This is a genomic window from Streptomyces sp. NPDC101165 (assembly GCF_044768135.1).
Classification (GTDB): Bacteria; Actinomycetota; Actinomycetes; order Streptomycetales; family Streptomycetaceae; genus Streptomyces.
Window position 1 is genome coordinate 1 of sequence record NZ_JBIWPG010000013.1, and the last position, 22,547, is coordinate 22,547.

The 22,547-nt window shown below is 71.5% G+C and carries 8 protein-coding genes; 3 read left to right on the forward strand and 5 right to left on the reverse strand.

From position 1 onward, the window contains the following. Positions 1-310 precede the first annotated feature (310 nt). Positions 311-1,057, reverse strand: coding sequence for a TioE family transcriptional regulator (locus tag ACIRVH_RS27215; protein WP_403958031.1), 747 nt, complete (start codon positions 1,055-1,057; stop codon positions 311-313). Positions 1,058-1,188: 131 nt separating this feature from the next. Between ACIRVH_RS27215 and ACIRVH_RS27220 the strand changes: the two genes are divergently transcribed. From ACIRVH_RS27220 to ACIRVH_RS27230, 3 genes are all read left to right on the forward strand, one after another. Further along, the gene (locus ACIRVH_RS27220) at positions 1,189-2,172 is read left to right on the forward strand and encodes an ATP-binding cassette domain-containing protein (RefSeq protein WP_403958034.1); all 984 of its coding nucleotides are present in this window, start codon (positions 1,189-1,191) and stop codon (positions 2,170-2,172) included. Beyond that, on the forward strand, positions 2,169-2,993 hold the full coding sequence (locus ACIRVH_RS27225) for an ABC transporter permease (protein ID WP_403958037.1): 825 nt from the start codon (positions 2,169-2,171) through the stop codon (positions 2,991-2,993). The genes ACIRVH_RS27220 and ACIRVH_RS27225 overlap by 4 nt, the downstream gene beginning before the upstream one ends. 124 nt (positions 2,994-3,117) lie before the next feature. Continuing rightward, positions 3,118-4,305 carry an erythromycin esterase family protein gene (locus ACIRVH_RS27230; RefSeq protein ID WP_403958039.1) on the forward strand — a complete coding sequence of 396 codons (1,188 nt, stop codon included), beginning with the start codon at positions 3,118-3,120 and terminating at the stop codon, positions 4,303-4,305. 120 nt (positions 4,306-4,425) lie between these two features. Here the strand turns inward: ACIRVH_RS27230 and ACIRVH_RS27235 are convergent, their stop codons facing one another. The 4 genes from ACIRVH_RS27235 to ACIRVH_RS27250 all read right to left on the reverse strand — a co-directional run bounded on the left by ACIRVH_RS27235 (position 4,426) and on the right by ACIRVH_RS27250 (position 22,532). Further along, positions 4,426-4,806, reverse strand: coding sequence for a winged helix-turn-helix domain-containing protein (locus ACIRVH_RS27235; protein ID WP_386575815.1), 381 nt, complete (start codon positions 4,804-4,806; stop codon positions 4,426-4,428). Between the two features lie 267 nt (positions 4,807-5,073). Then, positions 5,074-5,286: an MbtH family protein gene (locus ACIRVH_RS27240; protein WP_386575816.1), complete on the reverse strand. Its 213-nt coding sequence runs from the start codon at positions 5,284-5,286 to the stop codon at positions 5,074-5,076. A gap of 46 nt (positions 5,287-5,332) precedes the next feature. Further along, the gene (locus ACIRVH_RS27245) at positions 5,333-14,770 is read right to left on the reverse strand and encodes an amino acid adenylation domain-containing protein (RefSeq protein ID WP_403958044.1); all 9,438 of its coding nucleotides are present in this window, start codon (positions 14,768-14,770) and stop codon (positions 5,333-5,335) included. A 7-nt stretch (positions 14,771-14,777) separates the two neighbouring features. Continuing rightward, positions 14,778-22,532, reverse strand: coding sequence for an amino acid adenylation domain-containing protein (locus ACIRVH_RS27250; protein WP_403958047.1), 7,755 nt, complete (start codon positions 22,530-22,532; stop codon positions 14,778-14,780). Positions 22,533-22,547: the final 15 nt, after the last annotated feature.

The window sequence follows — 22,547 nt, forward strand, 5'->3', positions numbered from 1 at the left end:
GCTTCCTGGCTCCCTGCGGCTTCCGGTCTCCTCGGACCTCGAAGTCCATCGCACCCCTTGAACTGGGATGTTGCGACGACCGCTAGAACTCAAGATCACGCGGGTCAGGCCCTGGAACCCCGTTCGCCTCACCGTGTCCCGTGAGCGGCGCACCCCGCTCGTCGGAAGACGTTCCGCTCCCGGTGCTGCCGGCGCAGCTCCAGGAACTTCGCGCGTACCTCGTCGGCCGGCATGCCGCCGCCCACCTGGATCCTCAGGTCCGCCAGCGCGTGCCCCTGCCTCCCGGTCAGAACGCGAACACCGCCCGTTCTCACCGACGGTGCGACGCCTGATGCTGGGGCGGGGTGATGTCGAGCAGGGCTACGTACCGGGCGAGTTGGACGGAGGCGTTGAGCATCGCGACGCCTCGGACGGTGAGGCGTCGCCGCCAGTCGTCGAGGGCGGCGGACAGTGCCTGGGTGCCGCCGGCGGTGCGGATCTGCTGGACCACGGTGGCGATCTGCTCCAGTTGATAGCCGCCGCGCCGGAGGAGGTGGGCCAGTTCCGCGTCGCGGATCTCGGGGGCGCCGTACGCGCGGTGGCCGGTGACCGGTGCGCGGTCGGGGGCGAGGATGCCCGCCGCTTCCCAGTTGCGGAGGGTCGCCGCGGTGACGCCCAGGCGGTGGGCCAGTTCGCCGATGCTGAAGGTCTCGCTGCTCACCGGGGTGTGCGCGCCGGTGTCGGGGCTGCTGGTCAGGTGGGCGACGGCCTGTCCGACCGCGTCCAGTGTTCCCCGGTCGCGCAGCAGTTGGGCATGACTGCGGTCGACGGCCGTGAGCGCGGTGTCGAGTTCGCCCGTGTTGAGCGCCCGCATGATCTGCCCGCTCACGGCGTAACCGTGCGCCGGGACGAGCGCCAGATAGGCGCGCAGGGCGGCCGCGTGCGCCTCGGTGTAGACCCGGTAGCCGGACGGGGTGCGGTCGGCGAGCGGGATGCACCCGTCCCGCTCGTAGTTGCGGACCGCCTGGGTCGAGATGCCGTGCTCACGGGCCAGGTCGGTGGGACGCAGGTGATCCATGGATTGAGACTTTAGCGCACTATTCCTGCGACTTTTCTTTCAAAGTTTCAATCGGGATTGCAGGTATACGCTTGAACTTCATGAACAGGGAAGTTCGGGAATCGGCACAGCGCGGAAAGGAAATCCGGTAAATGCCAGCAGCGATCGAAGTGGCTGGACTGTGCAAGAGCTTCGGCTCGGTGATGGCACTCGACCGCCTTGAACTCACCGTGCCGGAGGGCACCGTACACGGTCTGCTCGGCCCCAACGGCGCGGGCAAGACGACCACCGTCCGCCTCCTGAGCACCCTGATCACCCCGGACGACGGGACGGCCGAGGTGTTCGGCATCGATGTGCGCAGCGACCCACGAAGAGTACGGGCCGTCATCGGACTCACCGGGCAGTACGCCGCGGTGGACCAGTTACTGACCGGGCGCGAGAACCTGCACATGATCGGCAGGCTGTTCCGGCTGTCCAAGCCCGACAGCAGGGCACGGGCGAGCGAGCTGCTGGAGCGCTTCGACCTGGGCCGGGCGGCCGACCGGCAGACGAAGACGTACTCGGGCGGGATGCGCCGCCGGCTCGACCTCGCAGCGAGCCTCATGGCGCGCCCCGGACTCATCTTCCTCGACGAGCCGACCACCGGCCTGGACCCGCGCAGCCGCATCGCCGTGTGGCAGATGGTGCGCGAGCTGGTCGCCGAGGGCACCACCGTGCTGCTCACGACGCAGTACCTGGAGGAGGCGGACCAGCTCGCCGACTCGCTGTCGGTGATCGACCAGGGCAGGGTCATCGCCGGCGGCACGCCGGACGAGTTGAAGGCGCAGGTGGGCCAGGACTGGGTCGGCATCACCCTCATCGACGGCGCCGCCCTCGACGAGACCACGAGACTCCTGCGGGAGCGGCTGGGCATCGAACCGACCGCCGACCCGGAGACGCTGGTGGTCCACGCGCCACTGGCCGACGGCGGCACGCTGCCCGATCTCCTGCATCTGCTCAGGGACTCCGGTGTCGCGATCGGCAACGTGGCGCTGCGCCGCCCCACGCTCGACGACGTGTTCCTCACCGTGACCGGTCACTCCGCCGAGCACAGGACCGACCAGCAGAGCAGCGGGAAGGACAACGAGCGCTCATGACGTCCCCGGCCCTGACCTTGCAGAGCGGCAAGGCCGACACGAAGCCGCGCAGCGGAGTCTCCTGGTGGTTCTCCGATGTGTGGGAGATGACGCTGCGGAACATCCGGCACACCTTGCGCAGCCCCGAGCTGGTGAGCTTCTCGCTCCTCCAACCGGTCATGTTCATCCTGCTGTTCACGTACGTCTTCGGCGGCGCGATCAACATCGGGGGCGGACGGTACGCCCAGTTCCTGCTCCCCGGCATCTTCGTCCAGATGGCGCTCTACGGATCGGCCGCCGGCACCACCATCGGCATCGCCACGGAAATGCGCGAGGGTCTGATGGACCGCTTCCGTTCGATGCCGATGAGCCGCTCCGCCGTGCTCGTCGGCCGTACGGTGTCGGAGATCTTCCGCAACGCCGTCACCGTGGCCGTGACGGTGCTCATCGGCCTGCTCGTCGGATTCCGCTTCCTGGGCGGGTTCCTTCCGGCGCTGGGCGGCATGCTGCTGTTGCTGCTGTTCGGCTACGCGGTGTCCTGGTTCGGTGCCTTCATCGGTCTGTCGGTGCCCAACGCGGAGGCCGCCCAGGCGGCGGGTGCCGTGTGGATCTTCCCGTTCACTCTGATCTCCTCGGCGTTCGTGCCGACCAGCACGATGCCGGGATGGCTCCAGGCCTACGCCGCCCACAGCCCCATGACCGCGGCCGTCGACGCGCTGCGCGCGCTGTTCAGCGGCGGCCCGGCGGGCAGCTACGTCCTGCAGACGGTCGCGTGGTCGATCGGCCTGATCCTGCTCTTCGCCCCGCTCTCGGTGCGCAAGTACGCATCAAGCTCACGCTGATTCCCCGGCCCGATCCCCCCTGGGTTGCTCGACGGTTTGAGACTTCCCGACGGAACCGAGCCCGCTTGGCGGGCCGGAGCTTCGGGAAGTCTCAACCGGTCTTGCAGTGGTTCAATTGAGACACATGAGAAAGAACCTGCACGACCTCACCGTCGCCTCATGTGACCTGCTGGCGTTCGGTGAGCCGACCCACCAGGAGCCCGCCTTCGGGTGGGTCCGCAACGAGCTGTTCGTCCAGCTGGTCGACCGTGGCTTCCGGTCGATCGCCCTGGAGACCGACCGCGTGGCCGCGCTCGCCGTGAACGACTTCGTCCAGGGGGGAGCCGGAAGCCTCGACGTGGTCATGCGCGAGGGCTTCTCCCACGGCTTCGGGGACCAGGAGCCCAACCGGCAGCTGATCACGTGGATGCGCACCCACAACCAGAACCGGCCGTCGGAGGAGCGCCTGGCGTTCCACGGCTTCGACACCCCGACGGAGAACCACAGCGCCCCCAGCCCGCGGCGCTATCTCGAGCACACCCGGGACTATCTGCAACTCGGCGTCGACCTCGCGGACCTCCTCGGCGACGACGAGGGCTGGAGCCGCACGGAAGCGGTCATGGACCCGGCCCTGTCGCTCGGTGCCACGGCCGAGGCCGAGCAGGCGCGCTCGATCGCCGACGCCATGCTCACCCTGCTGCACGCACGCGAGCCGGAGCCGGCCGCGGCGGACGCGCACGCCGAGTGGTTCAGGGCCAGGACGCACCTGACCGCAGGCCTCGGCCTGCTGCGATACCACAAGCAGTGTGCGCAGAGCCTCGAGCACGCCGCACGGATCTCCCGTCTGCTCGCCACCCGGGACTCGCTCATCGCCCAGAGCCTCCTCGACGTCCGCAGCGCCGAGGCGCGGCGGGGCCCGACCCTGGTCTTCGGCCACAACCTCCACTTCCAGCGCAATCCGAGCAGTTGGTGCCAGCCGGACCTGGACCTCAACTGGCATGGTGCCGGCACCGTGCTGGGGCCGCTGATGGGCGAGCAGTACGGCTTCGTCGCCGGCAGCCTGGGCCGCAGCGAGGCTCTCGGGCTCCTGGATCCGGAGCCCGACACCTACGAGGGCCTGCTGCAGAGCGGTACCACCGCCTGGGATCTGGCAACGGACGTCACGGACGCTCCCGCCCGCACGCGGACCGACATCGCCCCGCAGCAGGGCTACCGCCCGCTCGACCGGACGATCCTCGAGGGAGCCGACGCGGTCCTGCACATCAGCGACGGTACGGCCGCCACCAAGCAGGCACAGGACGCACTGCTGCCCGTGCCGGCAGTCACTTCGTGATCGGTCACGGCACCGCGCCGACACATCCGTCGGGACGTCGGCCGGCAAACGGGTGATGTTCTCCCGGCTCGACACCGCGTGGCTCGACTGCGGCACGCGGTGTCGTAGGTGCGCACGCCGTCAGGCGGCCGCGTTCTCCAGCACATAGCCGCGTCCCCACGCGGTCCTGATGACCAGATCGATCGGGGACAGGCGGCGGCGGAGCCGCATGATGTGCAGGTCGAGCGAGTTTCTCGTGGGCATCGGCACCCGGTCGGCGAGCCGCTGCGTGAGTTCGTGCCGGTACACGACCTCACCGAAGTGCTCGATCAGCAGCTCCATCAATTCGGTCTGCGCATTCGAAATGGTGATCGAGTGCGGTCCGAAACACAGCGTTCCGGCCGAATCCAGAGTCGGAACCTGGCGGCTGTCGAGCCGGTTCTGTAACGCCTTGACGCGGGCGTCCAAATCCTCTCGGGATATGGGCGCACGCACCCAGTCCTCGAACGGGTCGTTGCACACGGGAGGGTGTGCACCTCCCTCTACGACGAGAAGGCGGGGCACCCCCTCCCTCCTACATCGATTCCGCAGGTCCGTTTGTGCCGGCCATCGGACGAACATCACGTCGCTGTTTGCGCCAGCCACAGCACAAGCCTCCCCGTTGACGCTCATGGATTGGTCAGGTCCATGCCTCTAATGCCATGTTAGGTTGTTCGGCCTGCAACCGGGAGGCGGTACCGATCCGTTCCGGACCGCCCCGAGCGTGCGCCTTTCACGACGGCGCGCGACCTACCGGTTCATCGCCTCCCGGAGACTGCGGGGCCGCATGTCGGTCCAGCTCTCCTCCACGTAGGCGACGCTCTCCGCCCGTCCCGCCGGACCGAAGACAATGCGCCAGCCGGCCGGCACCTCGGAAAAGGCGGGCCACAGCGAGTGCTGGTCCTCGTCGTTGACCAGCACATAGAACTGGCCATTCTCGTCGTCGAACGGGTTGATACTCACCCTAATCCTCCAGATATCGTTCCAACGGTCAAGGGTTTGGCCCAGATCATCGCGCCGTGCCCAGAATCTGGTTGATGACACGACAGATTTCAGCCGCGTTACGCGGCCAGTACATTTCGTTGTGAGCGCAGGGGATGTCAAAGCGCTGGATTCGGCCGTCGACGAACTCCTGCCACAGCACCTCGAGTTCCTCCTCCAGCTGCCGCTTGTCGTGCGTCTCCGGGTCGAGGAGTGCGTTGAAGAAGACCACGTCGCCGTGGTACCGCGGCGAGGTGAACCGGCGCATCTGTTCCATCTCACCGACGAAGATGGAGGAGGCCGTGGCGACCAGGGTCGGGTATTCCTCCATTCCGGCCAGATGGCCCATGTAATTGGCCAGGAATCGGCGCACCATGGCCTCGTCGAGGGCTTCGAGATCGGCGAAGTGGCTGGAGGGCGCGGCGTCCAGCAGCGCCAGGAGCGCGACCTCGTGTCCGCGGCGCTGCAGTTCCGCCGCCATGGCATGGGCCAGGGTGCCGCCGAAGGACCAGCCCAGCAGGTGGTAGGGGCCGCTCGGCTGGACCTCCAGCACCTGCCCCACGTAGTCATGGACCATCTCCTCGATGGAGGTCGCCGGCGGTGTGGTTCCGTCGAAGCCGCGCGCCTGGATGCCGTAGAGCGGCCAGGACGGGTCGATGTGCCGGGCGAAGCCCAGGTAGGGCCAGCTCAGCCCGCCGCCCGGGTGCAGCCACCACAGCGGGGGCTTCTCCCCCTCGGTGCGGATGGGCAGCAGCACGGCGAACGGGTCCTCGAAGCCCACCTCCGCGTCCGCGGACAGCTGCGCCGCCAGTTCGGCCACCGTGGGGTACTGGAACACGGTCCGGATCGGCACGTCCACGCCCAGCTTCTCGTGGATCTGCCAGACCAAACGGGTCAGCCGCAGGGAATGGCCGCCGCAGGCGAAGAAGTCGTCGTCGATGCCGACCCGGTCCAGGCCGAGCACCTCGGCGAAGAGTCCGGCGAGTTCCTCCTCGCGCGGCGTGCGCGGGGCGCGGTAGTCGCCGCCGGTCGGGTCGGGCTCGGGCAGCGCGGCCCGGTCCACCTTCCCGTTCTCGGTGAGCGGCAGCCGGTCGAGGACGACGATCTCGCTGGGCATCATGAACTCCGGGAGCCGGCCGGCGAGTTCCTCCCGCAGCCGCGAAGGCAGCCGGGACACGCGGCGGGACACCGCGGGAACGTTCACCAGGCGGGACGAGGGGGCGTCGGCGGGCCGGTACACGCCGTCGCAGCACCGGGCGTCGACGTCGGGCAGGACGACCGCCTCGAAGCAGTCCGCCGCCTGCGCCGACCAGGTGCAGTACACCGCGAGCCCGCGTACCGCGCCCCACGCCTCCAGCTCGGCGGGGTCGAGCATGCCCCCCGTCTCTGCCCGGGCGCCCCATTCGGCGGCCTCGCCGGTCAGCCTGGCGTTGGGGACACGGGTCAGGCGCAGTTGGCCGCCGTGCCGGGCCAGCACGGTCTCCACATCGGCCAGTTCACGCACGTCCGCTCCCCAGACCGCCGCGGGCAGGTCCGCCAGGTGCAGCGAGCGGGTGGGCTCCTTGTGCAGCACGACCTCGTAGCGGTGGCGGGTCAGCTCGTTGTGGTGGCTGCCCTGCTTGAGGCGGATGTCGGCGGCGACGGCCTCCGGACGTGCCGAGGCCCAGCGGGTGAAGTAGCCCGGGTCGACGACCAGTTCCTTCTCGCCCAGCACCGCGCGTTCGACGGCGGCCTGCACGGCGGCCGGGCCGTCGTCCGGTTGCCGGGATCGGTGGACCGCGGCGCTGAACATCCGCAGGGTGCGGTAGTTGCGGACGTCGCCGATCACGATGCGCCCGCCGGGCGCGAGCCGGTCCATCGCGAGGTCGAGCACCCGGGCGAGGTAGTCGGCGTCCGGGAAGTACTGCACGACCGAGTTGAGGATCACCGTGTCGAAGAACCCGGTCGGCAGTCCGTCGGGGTCGTCGGCCGCCTGGCAGCGCAGCGACACCTTGTCCGACAGCCGCCGGTCGGCCCCGACCTGGGCGCGCAGCCGCTCGATGACGGGTGCCGAGAAGTCGGTGCCCCAGTACTCCGTCACCTCCGGTGCGAGCGGTCCCAGCAGCAGGCCCGAGCCGACGCCGATCTCCAGCACCCGCTGCGGGCGCAGGGCCCGTACCCGCCCCAGCACGGCCTCACGCCAGGCCCGCATCTCGGGCAGCGGGATGGCCTGTCCGGTGTAGGAGCTGTTCCACCCGGTGAAGTCCTCGCCGACTCCGCCCGGGCCCACCGCTGTCCCGCCGTACATCTCGTCGTAGATCCCACGCCACTCGCCGACCTGCTCGACCGCGTCACGGCCGGTGGAGGCGGACGCGTCGGGCACCACGTAGGCGACCATGCTGCGTTCACCGAGGCGGTCCCGGCGTACGGCCACCACCGCGTGCGCCACCCCCTCGCGCTCACGCAGCACCGCTTCCAGTTCGCCCGGCTCCACGCGGAAGCCGCGGAGCTTGATCTGGTCGTCGGCCCGGCTCACGTACTGAAGGCTCCCGGCCGTGTTCCAGCGCACCAGGTCGCCGGTGCGGTACATGCGCGCCCCGGGCGGCCCGAACGGGTCGGCGACGAACCGCTCTCCGGTCAGGCCCGGCCGGCCCGCATACCCGAGGGCCGCTCCGTCGCCCCCGATGTACAGCTCACCCACCACTCCGGGCGGCACCGGCCGCAGCCGGTCGTCCAGGACCAGCAGCCGGCTGCCGTCCATCGGTTCGCCGATGGGCAGCGGGTCGGTGCACCGGTCCACCGAGGACACCCGGTACCGGGCGGCGAAGGTGGTGGTCTCCGTCGGGCCGTACCCGTTCACCACGGTGAGGCCGGGACAGGCGTCGAGGACCCGGCGGACGGCGGTGGGCGAGAGCACGTCACCGCCCGCCCACACCTCGGCGACGTCCGTGAAGCACTCGGGGTGCTGCTCGGCCATCACGGCGAACAGACCGGCGGTCAGCCACAGTCCGGTCACCGCCCGCTCGACGACGACACGGGCCAGTTCCGCGGTGTCCGGCCGTCCGGCACGCGCCACCACGGCGGTGCCGCCGCCGAGCAGCGGCACCCACAGCTCGTACGTCGACGCGTCGAACGTGTGCGGTGAGTGGACCAGGACACGGCGGTGGGCGCCGGTGGCCCAGCAGCTGTCGAGCGCGAGGTCGACCACGTTCCGGTGCGTCACCTCCACGCCCTTGGGTCGGCCGGTCGAGCCGGACGTGAACATCACGTACGCGACACCCTGCTCCCCCACGCCGTCGGCGTCGAGCGGCGAGTCCGGACACTGGCCGAGGTCCTCGTCGGCGAGTCCCTCGTCCACGGTGACGGCCGGAGCGAGGTCGGCGAGCATGAACTCGATGCGCTCGGGCGGATAGGTGGGGTCGACCGGCACGTAGGCGGCGCCCGTCTTCAGCACGCCGAGGATCGCCGCGACGAGGAGGGGCGAGCGTTCGAGTACGAGGGCCACCCGGGTGTTCGGGCGGGCACCGCGGGCCCGGAGATGGTGGGCGACGCGGTTGGACCAGCGGTCCAGCTCGGCGTAGGTCCAGCGGCACGTGCCGTCCGCGGAGACCAGCGCGATCGCGTCCGGGGTCGCGGCGGCCGTGGCGGAGAACCGCTGGTGAACGGTGCCGGCCTGGAACCCGGCGTCCCGGCCCTGCCCGCCCCACCGGTCCAGCGTCGCGCGCTCGCCGTCGGCCAGGATGTCCACGGCCCCGATGGACGTCTCCGGAGCGGCCACCACCTGGCGCAGGAAGTGCAGCCAGCGGTCGAGCAACGTGGTGATCGTGCCCGCGTCGAACAGCTCGGTCGCGTACTCGGCGAAGCCCTCGATGCGGGCCGGCCCGTCGTCGTCCCGTTCGGTGAGGCTGACGAACAGGTCGAAGCGCGAGGTGCCCATGCTGAACGGTTCCTCGGACACCGCCAGGCCCGGCAGGGCGAACTCGGGCCGCGCGTTGTTCTGCAGCGCCAGACACACCTGGAAGAGGGGGTGGTGTGCCGGCGACCGCACCGGGTTCAGCACCTCGACCAGGTGCTCGAACGGAATGTCCTGGTGGTCGTAGGCGGCGAGGCTCATCTCCCGGACCCGGCGGACGAGTTCGGCGAAGCCGGGGTCGCCGGAGGTGTCCGCGCGCAGCACCCAGGTGTTGACGAAGAAGCCGACGAGCCGGTTGAGCGCCTCGTCGGTGCGTCCGGCGATGGGCGAACCGATGGGCACGTCCGTGCCCACGCCGAGCCGGGTGAGCATCGCGGCCAGCCCCGCCTGCAGCACCATCGACACCGTGGCACCGGTCTCCCGGGCCAGCCGCCGCACACCCTCGGTGAGTTGCTCGTCGAGTGCGAGCGGAACCAGATCACCGGCGTACGACGCCACAGCGGGCCGTGACCGGTCGGTGGGCAGGTCGACGGTCTCGGGCAGGCCGGCCAGCTGAGTGGTCCAGTAGTCCAGCTGCCGCCGGTACAGGCTGCCCGGGGCGTCGCTGTTCCCCAGCAGCTCCCGCTGCCACAGGGTGTAGTCCGCGTACTGCACCGGGAGCGGCTCCCACTCCGGCGTCCGGCCGTCCCGCCGGGCCTCGTACGCGGCGGTCAGATCCTGCGCGAGCGGGAGAGCCGACCAGCCGTCCGCCGCGATGTGGTGCGCACCGATCAGGAACACCGACTCCAGCTCACTGATCCGGAACAGCCAGGACCGGAACGGGATCTCACCGGCCAGGTCGAACGGCAGGCGGGCAGCCTCCCGCAGGGCGTCGGGGAGTTCGGTCTCCGTGACCGCGCGTTCCTCCCAGGGCACCTGGATCGCGGTCGGCTCCAGGATCTGCTGGTACGGCTGTCCGTCCGCCTCGCCGAAGACGGTGCGCAGGGACTCGTGCCGCACCACGACGTCGTGCACGGCCCGGCGGAGCGCGACCGTGTCGAGGTCACCACGCATCCGCAGCGCCAGCGAGACGTTGTACGTCGCCGACGGCCCCTCGAACCGGTGGATGAACCACAGCCGCTGCTGCGCGAAGGAGACCGGCAGCCGCTCCGGCCTGTCGTGCGGAAGCAGGGGCGGGCGGACATTGCTCAGGGACGTCAGGTGGTCCGCCAGCTCGGCGACCGTGGGCGCCTGGAAGACCAGCCGGATCGGGATCTCGACGCCGTGTACGGCGCGGATACGGCTGACCAGTCGGGTGGCCAGCAGCGAATGCCCGCCGACGGTGAAGAAGTTGTCGTCGACGCCGACCCGGTCGAGTCCGAGCACCGCGGCGAAGAGCGCGCACAGCGACTCCTCCTCGGGCGTGGACGGGGCCCGGCCGCCGCTGCCGGCCGAGTAGTCCGGCACGGGAAGCGCGCGCCGGTCCGGCTTGCCGTTGTCCGTCAGCGGCACGCTGCCGATCGGCACGATCGCCGCCGGCACCATGTATTCGGGCAGGGTCTCCCGCAGGTACGCACGCAGCGTGGGCAGCAGCGCGGTGATGGCACCGGCGGCCACGGGGTCGTTGGCCAGGGTGCGTTCGCCGGCCGCCGGCAGGTACGTGCCGGTGAGGATCCGGCCGGCCACCGGGGCGTCCCGGAACACGAGCACGTCGACCTGGTCGACCGCGTCCGCCGACCACGTCACCACCGCGTCCCATCCGTGCACCGCGGCCCACGCGGGCACGTCGCCCGGATCGAGCGCGGGCACCTCCGACGCGACGGAGTCCTCCTGGCCCAGCTCGCGCGCCGCCGCGACCTCGTCGGACAGGCGCGCGTTCGGGACACCGGTGATCCGTACGACTGCTTCGGCCCGGCTGTCCACCTGGTCGGCCAGGCGGTCGAGGTCTCCGTCCCACGCCACGGTGGGGACGGCGTCCAGGGGCAGCGGTTCGGCGCTGCCAGGCTTGTGCAGCACCACCTCGTAGCGGTGCCGGGTCAGCTCGTTGTGCGCGCTGCCGTCCTTGACCCGGACATCGACTGCGACGCCCTCGGTCCGCTCCGACCAGCGCAGGAACCAGTCGGGGTCGACGACGAGTTCCTTCTCCAGGAGCACGGCCTGCTCCACCGCGCTGCGCAGCACGGCCGGTGTCGCCTCCGCGTGCTTGGCCCGCTGAACGCCCGTCTGCAGGACCGGCAACGAGCTCGCTCGCCGGATGTCACCGAGGACGATCCGGCCACCCGGCGCGAGCAGTTCCCTGGCGCCGTTCAGGACCTGCTCCAGGTAGTCGGCGTTGGGGAAGTACTGCACGACCGAGTTGAGGAGCACGGTGTCGAACTGGCCGCGTGGAAGGCCGGACAGGTCGTCGGCGGCCTGGCACCGCAGCTCAACCCGGTCCGCCAGACCGGCCCGCGTCACCTGGTCCCGCAGCCGCTCGATCACCTGCGAGGAGAAGTCCGTGGCCCAGTACTCCTCCACCTGGCCGGCGATGTGGGCGAGCAGGAGACCGGAGCCGACACCGAGTTCGAGGACACGCTTCGGCGACCAGCACAAGACACGGTCCACCGCCGCGTCCCGCCAGGCACGCATCTCCTCCAGCGGGATCGGCTCACCGGTGTAGGAACTGTTCCAGCCGACGAAGTCCTCGCCGAGCTCCTGCTCGGCGTCGGTGGAATACGCCTGGTCGTAGACCTCCTGCCACTCCCCGACCTGCTCCTCCGCCCCGCCCGCGGAGTCCAGTGCGCCGGGGTCGGCGACGACGTAGGCGACCAGACGCAGGTCACCCGGCTGGTCCTCCCGGGCGGTGACGATGGCCTGACGAACGGCCGGGTGACGGGTCAGGGTGTGCTCGATCTCGCCGGGCTCGATGCGGAACCCGCGCAGCTTGACCTGGTTGTCCGCACGACCGAGGAAGCAGATGGTGCCGTCCGGGAAGAAGCCGGCCCGGTCACCGGTCCGGTAGAGCCGGTCACCGTCCCGCCCGCTGAACGGATCACGGACGAAACGCTCCGCGGTCAGGTCCGGACGGTTGGCGTAGCCGACGCACAGACAGTCCCCGCCGATGTACAGATCGCCCTCGACACCGACCGGGCACGGCTCCATGTCCTCGTCGAGGATGTAGTAGCGCGCGTTGTCGATGGGACGGCCGTACGGGATGCTGCGCCAGTCCGGGTCGATCTCGCGGACCCGGAAGTAGTTCGACCACACCGTCGCCTCGGTCGCGCCACCGAGGCTGATGATCTCCGCGTTCCGGAACACCCTGCGGACCTCGTCCGGCAGCGACAACGGCGTGTAGTCACCGGAGAGGAAGACGACGCGGAGGTCGTCGGTTCCCCGGTGTCCGGTGTTCCCGGAGAGCAGGGAGGCCACCTGGTTGAGGGTGGTCGGCACCGAGTCCCAGAAGGTGATCGGCTCGGTGAGCAGCAGGTCGAGCAGGAGCTGGGGGTCGCGTTGCTGGGTGGCGTCCGCGATGTAGAGGCCGCCGCCGCAGCCCAGGAGGCCGAAGATGTCGAAGACGGAGAGGTCGAAGCCGAGCGAGGTGACGCACAGGGCCACGTCGTCGGGGCCGAAGTCGAAGGTGTTGTAGCACCAGTTGAGCAGGTTGTGCACGGGGCGATGGGTGACCTCGACGCCCTTGGGCTTTCCGGTGCTGCCGGAGGTGAAGATGATGTACGCGGTGTTGTCCGGCCCGGCGACCGGCTCCGGATCGGGGAGCGCCGCCTGTGCCGCCCGGACCTGGTCCACCTCGATGACCTGGACGCCGTCCGGGACCCTCCAGCGTTCGGTGTCCGAGGTGGACAGCACCGTGGTCGCTTCGGCGTCGGCGAGCATGTCGGCGACGCGCTCGGCCGGCAAGGACGGTTCCAGGGGCAGGTAGGCGCCGCCTGCCTTGAGCACGCCGAACACGGCGGCGATCATGGCCGGGCCGCGGCGGATGCCGACCCCGACGACGGTCTGCGGGCCGACGCCGCGCTCCTTGAGGTCCCAGGCGATCCGGTTCGCCTGCTGGTTCAGCTCGCCGTAGGTCATGGTTCCGCCGGCCCAGCGCAGGGCTGTCGCGTCGGGCCGTAGCCGGGCCTGCTCCTCGAAGAGCACGTGAACCGGGCCCGGGCACGGGAAGTCGCGGGCCGTGTCGTTCCACTCCACGAGGATCCTGTGGCGTTCCTCGGCGCCGAGCGGGCGGCCCGCGGCTTCGCGCGGTGCGGTCGTGGTGGCGTCCACCTGCTGCGTGCCGGCCGGTACGTCGAGTGCGCCGACGGTGGCCTGCGGGTCGGCCACGACCTGCTCCACCACCCGGACGAACCCCGCCGCGAAGCCCTCGACCGTCGAGCGGTCGAAGAGGTCGGTGGCGTACTCGATCTCCCCCACGACCGAACCGTCGGACTCGTCCGGCGCCAGGTTGAAGAACAGGTCGAACTTCGCCGAGCCCGTCGGCACGGGCTCCATGGACACCGTCACACCCGGCAGGTCCAGCTCCGGCCGTGCGTTGTTCTGCCACGCCAGCACGACCTGGAACAACGGGTGATGGGCGGTCGACCGCTCCGGTCGCAGCAGCTCCACCAGCCGCTCGAACGGCACGTCCTGGTTGTCGTACGCGGCGAGCGCCTTCTGCCGTACCTGTTCCAGCACCCGGTCGAACGACCGGTCCTCGCTCACCTGGACCCGTAGCGCCCAGGTGTTGACGAAGAACCCGATCAGATCGCTCAGCGCCTCGTCGGTGCGGCCCGCGATCGGGGCGCCGACGGTGACGTCCTCGTCGCCGCCCAGCCGGTGCAGCAACATCACCAGCGCGGCCTGGAACACCATCGACACCGTCACGCCACGCGCCCGCGCCAGCTCCTCGACCCGCGCCCGCACCTCGCTCGGGAGTCCGAGTTCCACGGATCCGCCACGGAAGCTCGCCACCTCGGGACGGGACCGGTCCAGGGGCAACGACAGCGGTCGTGAAACCCCGGCCAACTCCTCGCGCCAGTAGGCCGCCTGAACCGACAGGACGCTCTGCGGATCGGACTCGTCCCCGAGCAGTTCCTGCTGCCACAACGCGTAGTCGGAGTACTGCACGGGCAGCTCGGACCACTCCGGGACGCTCCCGGCCACGCGGGCCCGGTACGCCACCGAGATGTCCCGCGCCAGCGGCGCCAGCGATCCGCCGTCACCGGCGATGTGGTGAATCACCAGCACCAGCACGAAGTCCTGTTCACCGCACTGGGCGACGGATCCCCGCAGCGGTACGTCGACCGCCAGGTCGAACCAACTGCCGGACGCCGAAGACACCACACCCGGCACCCGGTCCGGCGCGACCCGGCCCCAGTCCTGCCAGGGCAGCTCGATCTCGGCCGGGACGAGGACACGCTGGAACGGCCGGCCGTCCACGTCGTCGAACACCGTCCGCAGGACTTCGTGGCGGGCCATCACATCCTGGAACGCGGCGCGTAACGCGGCCGTGTCGAGCGCTCCGTGGAACCGCAGGAGCAGCGGGATGTTGTACGTCGAGGAAGGGCCCTCGAAGCGGTTGATGAACCACATCCGCCGCTGCGCGTAAGAGAGGGGAATCATGGCGCTTCTACCTTTCGCTCATCCTGCGCAGCGGCTTTCGGGAAGAGGCCGACATCTCGTGCCAACGGTCGGTCAGCTCGGCAACGGTGGGGGCGGTGAACAGGATCCGGATCGGGATCTCCACGCCCAGTTCGGCGCGCACCCGTGCCACCAGACGGGTGGCCAGCAGCGAATGTCCGCCCAGTGCGAAGAAGTCGTCGTCGATGCCGACCCGCTCCACTCCCAGCACCTCGGCGAACAGCCCGCACAGCACCGCCTCCCGCGGGGTGCGCGGAGCCCGGTACTCGTCACCGTCGAACTCGGGCCGCGGCAGTGCCGGGCGGTCCAGCTTCCCGTTCGGTGTCAGCGGCAGCTCCGCCAGCACCACGAACGCCGCCGGGACCATGTACTGCGGCAGCCGCTCCCCCACCAGCGTCCGCAACTGCTCCGGGGGCGGGACGGTGGCGTCCGGCTCGGGCACCAGGTACGCCACCAGTTGCCGGTCGTCCGGGTTGTCCTCGCGGGCGACGACGGTCGCCTGGCGGACCGCCGGATGACCGGTCAGGGTGCGCTCGATCTCGGCGGGTTCGATGCGGAACCCGCGCAGCTTGATCTGGTGGTCGGAGCGCCCGAGGTACTCGACCTCGCCCGTGCCCGTCCAGCGGGCCAGATCCCCGCTGCGATACATCCGCGTGCCCGGCGGACCGAACGGATCGGGTACGAACCGCTCCGCGGTCATGCCCGGTTGGCCGTGGTAGCCACGGGCCAGGCCGTGCCCGGCGATCCACAGATCACCGGTCACGCCGGGCGGCACGGGGTGGAGCGTGCGGTCGAGGATGAGGATCCGCGCGTTGGTGACGGGGCCGCCGATGGAGGGCGGCATGCCGGCGGTGCCGGGATCGAGGCGGGCGGCCGTGGAGTAGACGGTGGCCTCGGTGGGGCCGTAGAGGTTGGTGACCTCGGCGGCGTGCTCGCACAGGGTGTGGGCCAGGGGTGTGGGCAGTGCCTCGCCGCTGGTGATCACGCGGAGCCCGGTCAGACAGGCCGGGGCGTGGGTGACCAGCACCTGCCAGAGGGCGGGGGTGGCCTGCATGAGGGTGATGCCCGCCCGCTGGACGAGGTCGAGCAGCGCCGAGGGCTGGGTGATGGTGTCCTTGCCGGCCAGCACCACCCGGGCACCGGTCAGCAGGGGCAGGAACAGTTCCAGCGCGGCGATGTCGAACGCGACGGTGGCGACGGCCAGCAGCCGGTCGTGCGGCGACAGCGAGAAACGGTCCCGCATGCCGGTGAGCAGGTTGCTCAGGGTGCCGTGCTCGATGACCACGCCCTTGGGCCTTCCGGTGGAGCCGGAGGTGTAGATGACGTAGGCGGTGTGGTGGAAGCCGACCGCGGTCCTCGGGTCGTGGGCGGGGTGGGCGGACAGGTCCGCCTCGGCCAGCCGCCGTGGGTCCAGCACCAGCACCGGTGCGCTGTCCTCGACCACGGACCGCACCCGCGCGGCCGGATACTCCGGGTCCACCGGCACATAGGCGCCGCCGGCCTTCCACACCGCGAGCAGCGCCGCAACCAGGTCGAGCGAGCGAGGCAGCAGCACCACCACGCGCGACTCCGGCCCCACGCCCTGCTCGATCAGCCAGTGCGCAAGCCGGTTGGCACGCTCGTCCAGCTCCCGGTAGGTCAGCCGGTGACCGTCGTGCTCGACGGCCACCGCGTCCGGTGTCGTGGCCGCCTGCTCGGCGATCAGCTCGGGGACGGTCCGCTCGGGCGGCGGGGTCGCGGTGTCGTTCCAGCCGTGCAGCACCTGCTCGCGTTCCGCGTCAAAGAGCACGTCGATCGCGCCGACGGTGGTCTCCGGGTCGGCGGCGAACTGCCGCAGCACCCGCACCAGCCGGTCGGCGATCACCTCCACCTCGGCGCGCGCGAAGGCGTCGCGCTGGTACTGGAAGGAGAGGCGCAGCAGCGGGTCGGCCGCCGCGATGACGGTCAGCGGGTAGTGCGGTGGGGCGTACGGGCGGATGCCCGTCACCGCCAGGTCCGCCGATGCGCCCGCCGCCGACAGGCCGACGCGGTCGACGGGGAACGACTCGAAGACCACGAGCGTGTCGAACAGCGCGCTCAGCCCGGTCGACCGCTGGATGTCGGCGAGCCCGAGGTGGTGGTGGTCCAGCAGCCGCGCCTGGGCGTCCTGCAGCCGCCCCAGCAGCTGCGGCAGGCGGTCGGCCGGCGTGCACCGCACCCGCACCGGCACCGTGTTGATGAACAGGCCGATCATCGTGCCCACGCCGGGCAGCTCGGACGGCCGGCCGGCGACGGTGGTGCCGAACAACACGTCCTCGCGACCGGTCAGCTCGGCGAGTACGACGGCCCACGCGCCCTGCACCAGGGTGTTGGGGGTGACGCCCCACTCGGCGGCCCGACGCGCCAGCCTGGTGGCGTCCTCGCCGCTCAGTGCCGCGTCGACCTGCCCGCTGCCGCCGCCGGCGGGGTGCGCCGTGGGCGCCAGGAGGGTCGGCTCCGCCACGCCGGCCAGCTCGGTGGCCCAGGCCTGGGCCGAGCGTTCCGCGTCCTGCCGTGACAGCCACCGCAGGAAGTCCCGGTAGCCGTGGGGGCGCGGCGGGTGGGTGCCGTGGACGCCCGTCGCGTACAGGTCCATCAGTTCGCGCTCGATCAGCGGTACCGACCAGCCGTCGAGCAGCACGTGGTGGGCGGTGAGCGCCAGCTCGGCCCGTTCCGGCCCCAGCGTGACGAGGGTGAGCCGGAGCAGCGGCGGGCTGTCGGGGCGGAAGCGGGTGTCCCGCTCCTCGGCGAGGATCTCCTCGAGCCGTGTCTCGGCCTCGGGGTCGCCGGTGAGGTCCACCTGCCGCCAGGGCAGGGGGACGTCGTCCACCACGATCTGCACGGACTCGCCGGTCGCGCTCGACAGGAACGCGGCCCTCAGGTTCGGGTGCCGCTCCAGCAGGGCCTGGCCCGCGGCCCGCAGCCGCACCGCGTCCACCGGGCCGCTGAGCCGGAACACGAACTGGGTCTGGTAGGCCTCGGAGGCCGTGTCCGCGAGCATCGTGTGGAACAGCAGGCCGTCCTGCAGCGGGGTGAGCGGCCACACGTCGCTCACCCGGCCGAACCGCCGTTGCCAGGTGTCCAGTTCGGCCTGGCCGACGTGCACCGGGGCCACATCGGACGGGGTGAGGCCGGACGCGCCCGTCGTGACCAGGGTGTGCAGGCCGCGCAGGGCGGCGCACCAGGTGTCGGCGAGGGCGCGGACCCCGTCGGCGGGCAGCACGCCGGTGGCGAAGGTGAACAGGGCGGTGAGCCGGGCGCCGTCCCCGGTGTCGGTCACCAGGGAGTTGAGTTCGAGTGCGCTGAGCGCCGGCATGTCGGGGTCGGGTGCCGCGACGAGTTCGGCGCATTCCGGGGCGGGTGTCCATCCGGGGCCGCGTGCCGGTTCCGGGGCGTCGAAGGAGAAGTGGCCCAGGAAGTTGAAGCCGATCTCGTCCGCCGGGTACGGGCGCAGCACCGCCGCGGTCTCGTCGTTGAGGTAGCGCAGCAGGGTGTAGCCGATGCCCTGGTCGGGCAGCGCCCGCCGCTGCTCCTTCACGCGCTTGAGGGCGTCACCGGCGGCCGCTCCCCCGGCGATCGCCTCGTCGACATCGATGCCGGAGAGGTCGAACCGGACCGGGTGGACGGTGGTGAACCAGCCGACCGTGCGGGACAGGTCCGCGCCCGGGGCCGGCTCCTCCTGCCGGCCGTGGCCTTCCAGGCGTACGAGCGTGGCGTCGTCGGTCACGCCCCGCCGGTGCCGGGCCAGCGCCAGGACGAGGGCGGTGAGCAGCACGTCGTCGACGCCGCTGCGATACGCCGCCGGCACCGATGTCAGCACGGCCTCGGTGAGGTCGCCGGGGAGCTGGACGCGCACGGTTTCCGTGGCCGCGGTGACGTCGGACTTCGGGTCGAACGGCCGGGATCCGACCGCGGCCGCGGGAGCGGCGAGCATGTCGCGCCAGAGCGACACCTCCGCGGCCCGCCCGGGCCGGGTCGCCTCGTCGGTCAGCGCGCGCAGCCATCGCCGCATCGACGTCCCCACCGGCGGCAGTTCCGGCGCCTCGCCGGTGCGGGCCTGCCGCCACGCCTCGGCCAGGTCGGGGAGCAGCACCCGCCAGGACATGCCGTCGACGACCAGGTGGTGCGCCGCGACCAGCAGCCGTCCGGGGCCGCCGGTGTCCGGCTCGAACCACACCAGCCGGAGCATCGTGCCGTCCGAGGCCTTGATGTCGCGTGTCGCGGCGGCCGCCTCGGTGCGCAGCAGCGCCTGCCACGCGTCCCCGCTCCAGTATCCCGGGCACTCGACCCGCCTGATGAGCCGGGCCGCGTCGACCGAGCCGGGCGGGTGCACCAGCAGACCGTCGTCGACCAGTTGGGATCGCAGTACGTCGTGCCGGTCGAGGACGGCGCGCACCGTGGCGGTGAGGTTGTCGCGGTCCGTCTCGGCCGGCACCTCCAGCACCAGCCACTGGGCGAGCCGGTCGAGACCGGGCCCGCGCTCGTCGACCAGGCGTGCCATCGGCGGCAGCGGCAGCAGGCCGACGCCGCCGCCGTCGAGTTCGGCGAGTGCCGTCGGGGCGGTGTCCCGGGTCGCGGCCGCGGCCAGCGCGGCCACGGTGCGGCACTCGAACACGGTGCGCGGGCTGAGCGCGAGGCCGGCGGCCCGGGCGCGGGCGACGACCTGGATGGCCCGGATGCTGTCGCCGCCGAGCGTGAAGAAGTCGTCGTCCACCCCGATCCGGCCGATCCCGAGCACCTCGCCGAACGCCGCCGCCAGGACGTGCTCCTCGCTGGTGCGGGCCGGCCGGTGAGCCTGGCCGGTGAACTCCGGTGCGGGCAGCGAGGCCCGGTCCAGCTTGCCGTTCGCGGTCAGCGGCAGCCGGTCCAGCGGCACGAACGCGGCGGGTACCAGATGGGCGGGCAGCCGGGCCGCGACGAATCCCCGCAGCTCGGCGATGTCCAGCCCGGCGTGGAGGTCCCAGTCCACGCCGGACGTGCCGATGCCGCCGGAGGTCGTCGGCACGATGTAGGCGAGGAGCTGGGCGGCCCCGTCGGCGCCGCGGCCGCGGCGGGCGAGGACGGCGGCCTGCGCCACCCCGGGGTGCGCGGCCAGGGTCGCCTCGATCTCCGCGGGCTCGACCCGGAAGCCGCGGATCTTCACCTGGTGATCGGCGCGTCCGGCGAACTCCAGCTCGCCGTTCTCGTTCCAGCGCGCCAGGTCGCCCGTCCGGTACATGCGCCGCCCGGGCGGGCCGAACGGGCAGGCGACGAAGCGCTCCGCGGTCAGGGCCGAGCGGTCGTGGTATCCCCTGGCGAGGCCGGAGCCCGCGATGTACAGGTCGCCGTACACCCCGGGCGGGACCAGTCCGAGCCGGCTGTCGAGCACGTACAGCGCGGTGTTCCAGATCGGCGTGCCGATCGCTACGGTGCCCGCCCCGGGCCGGTACCGCCACGCGGTGACGTCCACGGCCGCCTCGGTCGGCCCGTAGAGGTTGTGCAGCGGTATGCCCAGCAACTCGTGGAAACGAGCGGCGAGTTCGGCGGGCAGCGCTTCGCCGCTGCAGATGACGCGGCGCAGGCCGGTGCAGGCGCCCGCCGCCTCGTCGTTGACGAACTCGGCGAGCATCGACGGAACGAAGTGCACTGTGGTGACCCCGGAGCGCCGGATCAGCTCGGCGAGGTAGGCCGGGTCGCGGTGCCCGTCGGGCCGTGCCACGACGAGGCCGGCGCCGGTGATCAGCGGCCAGAAGAACTCCCAGACCGACACGTCGAAGGAGGCGGAGGTCTTCTGCAGCACCCGGTCGGAGCCGTCCAGCCGGTAGCGGTCCTGCATCCACAGCAGTCGGTTGACGATCGCGGCGTGCGTGATGACGGTGCCCTTGGGCCGGCCGGTCGATCCCGACGTGTAGATCATGTAGGCCGGGTGCTCGACGGAGTGCGGCGCGAGCGCGGTGGGCCCGTCGGTGAGCCGGGCTTCGTCGACCGTGATCAGGGGGATGTCCGTCGGGGGCAGCCGGTCCGCCGTGCCCTTGACCGACAGCAGCAGCGTCGGCGCGGCGTCGGCGAGCATGAACTCCACGCGGGCGGTGGGGTAGTCGGGGTCGACCGGGACGTAGGCGGCGCCCGCCTTCAGTACGGCGACCAGCGCGACGACCAGCTCCGGCGACCGGGGAATCGCGACGGCGACGAATCGTTCGGGCCCTGCGCCGCCCTCGACGAGCATGCGGGCCAGCCGACCGGACCGGTCGGCCAGCTCCCGATAGGTCAGGGAGGTGTCCTCGAAGGTCACCGCGATCGCGTCGGGCGTGGCGGCGGCCTGTCGCTCCAGCAGCTCCGTCAGCGTCCGGCCCGTCGGGGTGACCTCAGGTCCGGCGAACTCGGTGAGGAGCGCGTGGCGTTCGGCGGTGCTGAGCACACTGACGTCCCCGAGCCGGGCGCGCGGGTCGGCCAGGGCGGCCCGGACGAAGGTCACGAACCTGTCGGTGAGACCGGCGACGTCCTGGTCCCCGTAGTGCGCCCGCGGGGCGTCCAAGCGGACGAACAGGTCGCTGTCGGGCCCGCCGTCGGTGTAGGTCGAGACCATCACCTCGTCGATCACACCGAATGTGCCGCCGGCGAACCGTGCCACGCTGCCCGCGAGATCGAGCGCCTCGACGAAGGGGATGATGTTGACGAGGGCGCCGAACGGGCTGCGCACCGAACCGGCGTGCCCCGTGGCCCGCTTGATCAGGGACACGTCGTGGCCGGCGTGCCGCAGCACCCGCCGCCGCTCCTGGCCGAGTGCCTCGGCCAGCTCCACGAGGGTCGCAGCGGGCGGCACCTCGACCCGGATCGGCACCCGGTTGGAGAGGAGGCCGAGCGACCGCCGCAGGGCGCCGACGCGGTGGTTGACGGTGAACTCGTGCAGCGGTTCCGGCACGGCGCACATGTGCTGCAGGAACGCGGTCGCCGCCGCCGCGAGCAGGTCCGGCAGGCTCGTCCCCAGTGCTTCGGCCGTGCGCCTCCGGGCGGCGAGTTCGGCGGCCGGGATCCGCGCGGTGCGGGTGGTCATGCCCAGCGGCTCGGTGAGGCCGTCCCAGTGCCCGGCCGCCCGGCCGGCGCCGGCGGGACGGACGCCGGCGGGAAGCCGCGCCGCGGTCGGCTCGTCGGCGAGGTAGTCCCGCCAGAACTCCTCGGCCTCGGCGAACCGTTTGGACGCCCGGTACGCGGCGTCCTTCTGCCGGGCGTCTCCCCGCGCGTTCGCGGACAGCTCCGGTACGGCGGAACCGGAGCGCAGCGCACGGTAGATCTCCGCGATCCGCCGGGACAGCAGCGTGACGACGCCGAACGCGTCGGTGACGATGTGGTGGAAGACGAGAACCACGAGGTGGCGGGTGGCGCCGAGCCGGATCGAACCGATCCGGAAGAGGGCGTCCGCACTCAGGTCGAACGGCCGGCTCACCAGCTCGGCGACCACGGCCCGGGCCGCGTCGCCGGGTTCGCCGGCGCCGCTGACGTCGAAGTGGAACGGCTCCGGCAGCTCCGGATCGCGGGCCACCGCGCGCAGACCGCCTTCGTCCCGGCGGAAGTTCAGCGTCAGCGCTCCGGCCTCGGACACCGCCGTCCGCAGCGCCTCGGTGATGAGGGGGATGTCCAGGTCACCGTCGACGTCCCACAGGGTCACCACATTGTTCGGCCGGTCGGGGGCCAGCTCCTGTTGGAGCCACATGGCCTCCTGCACCGCCGTGACGCCGGTGTAACCCATCCAGAGTCCCCCCTG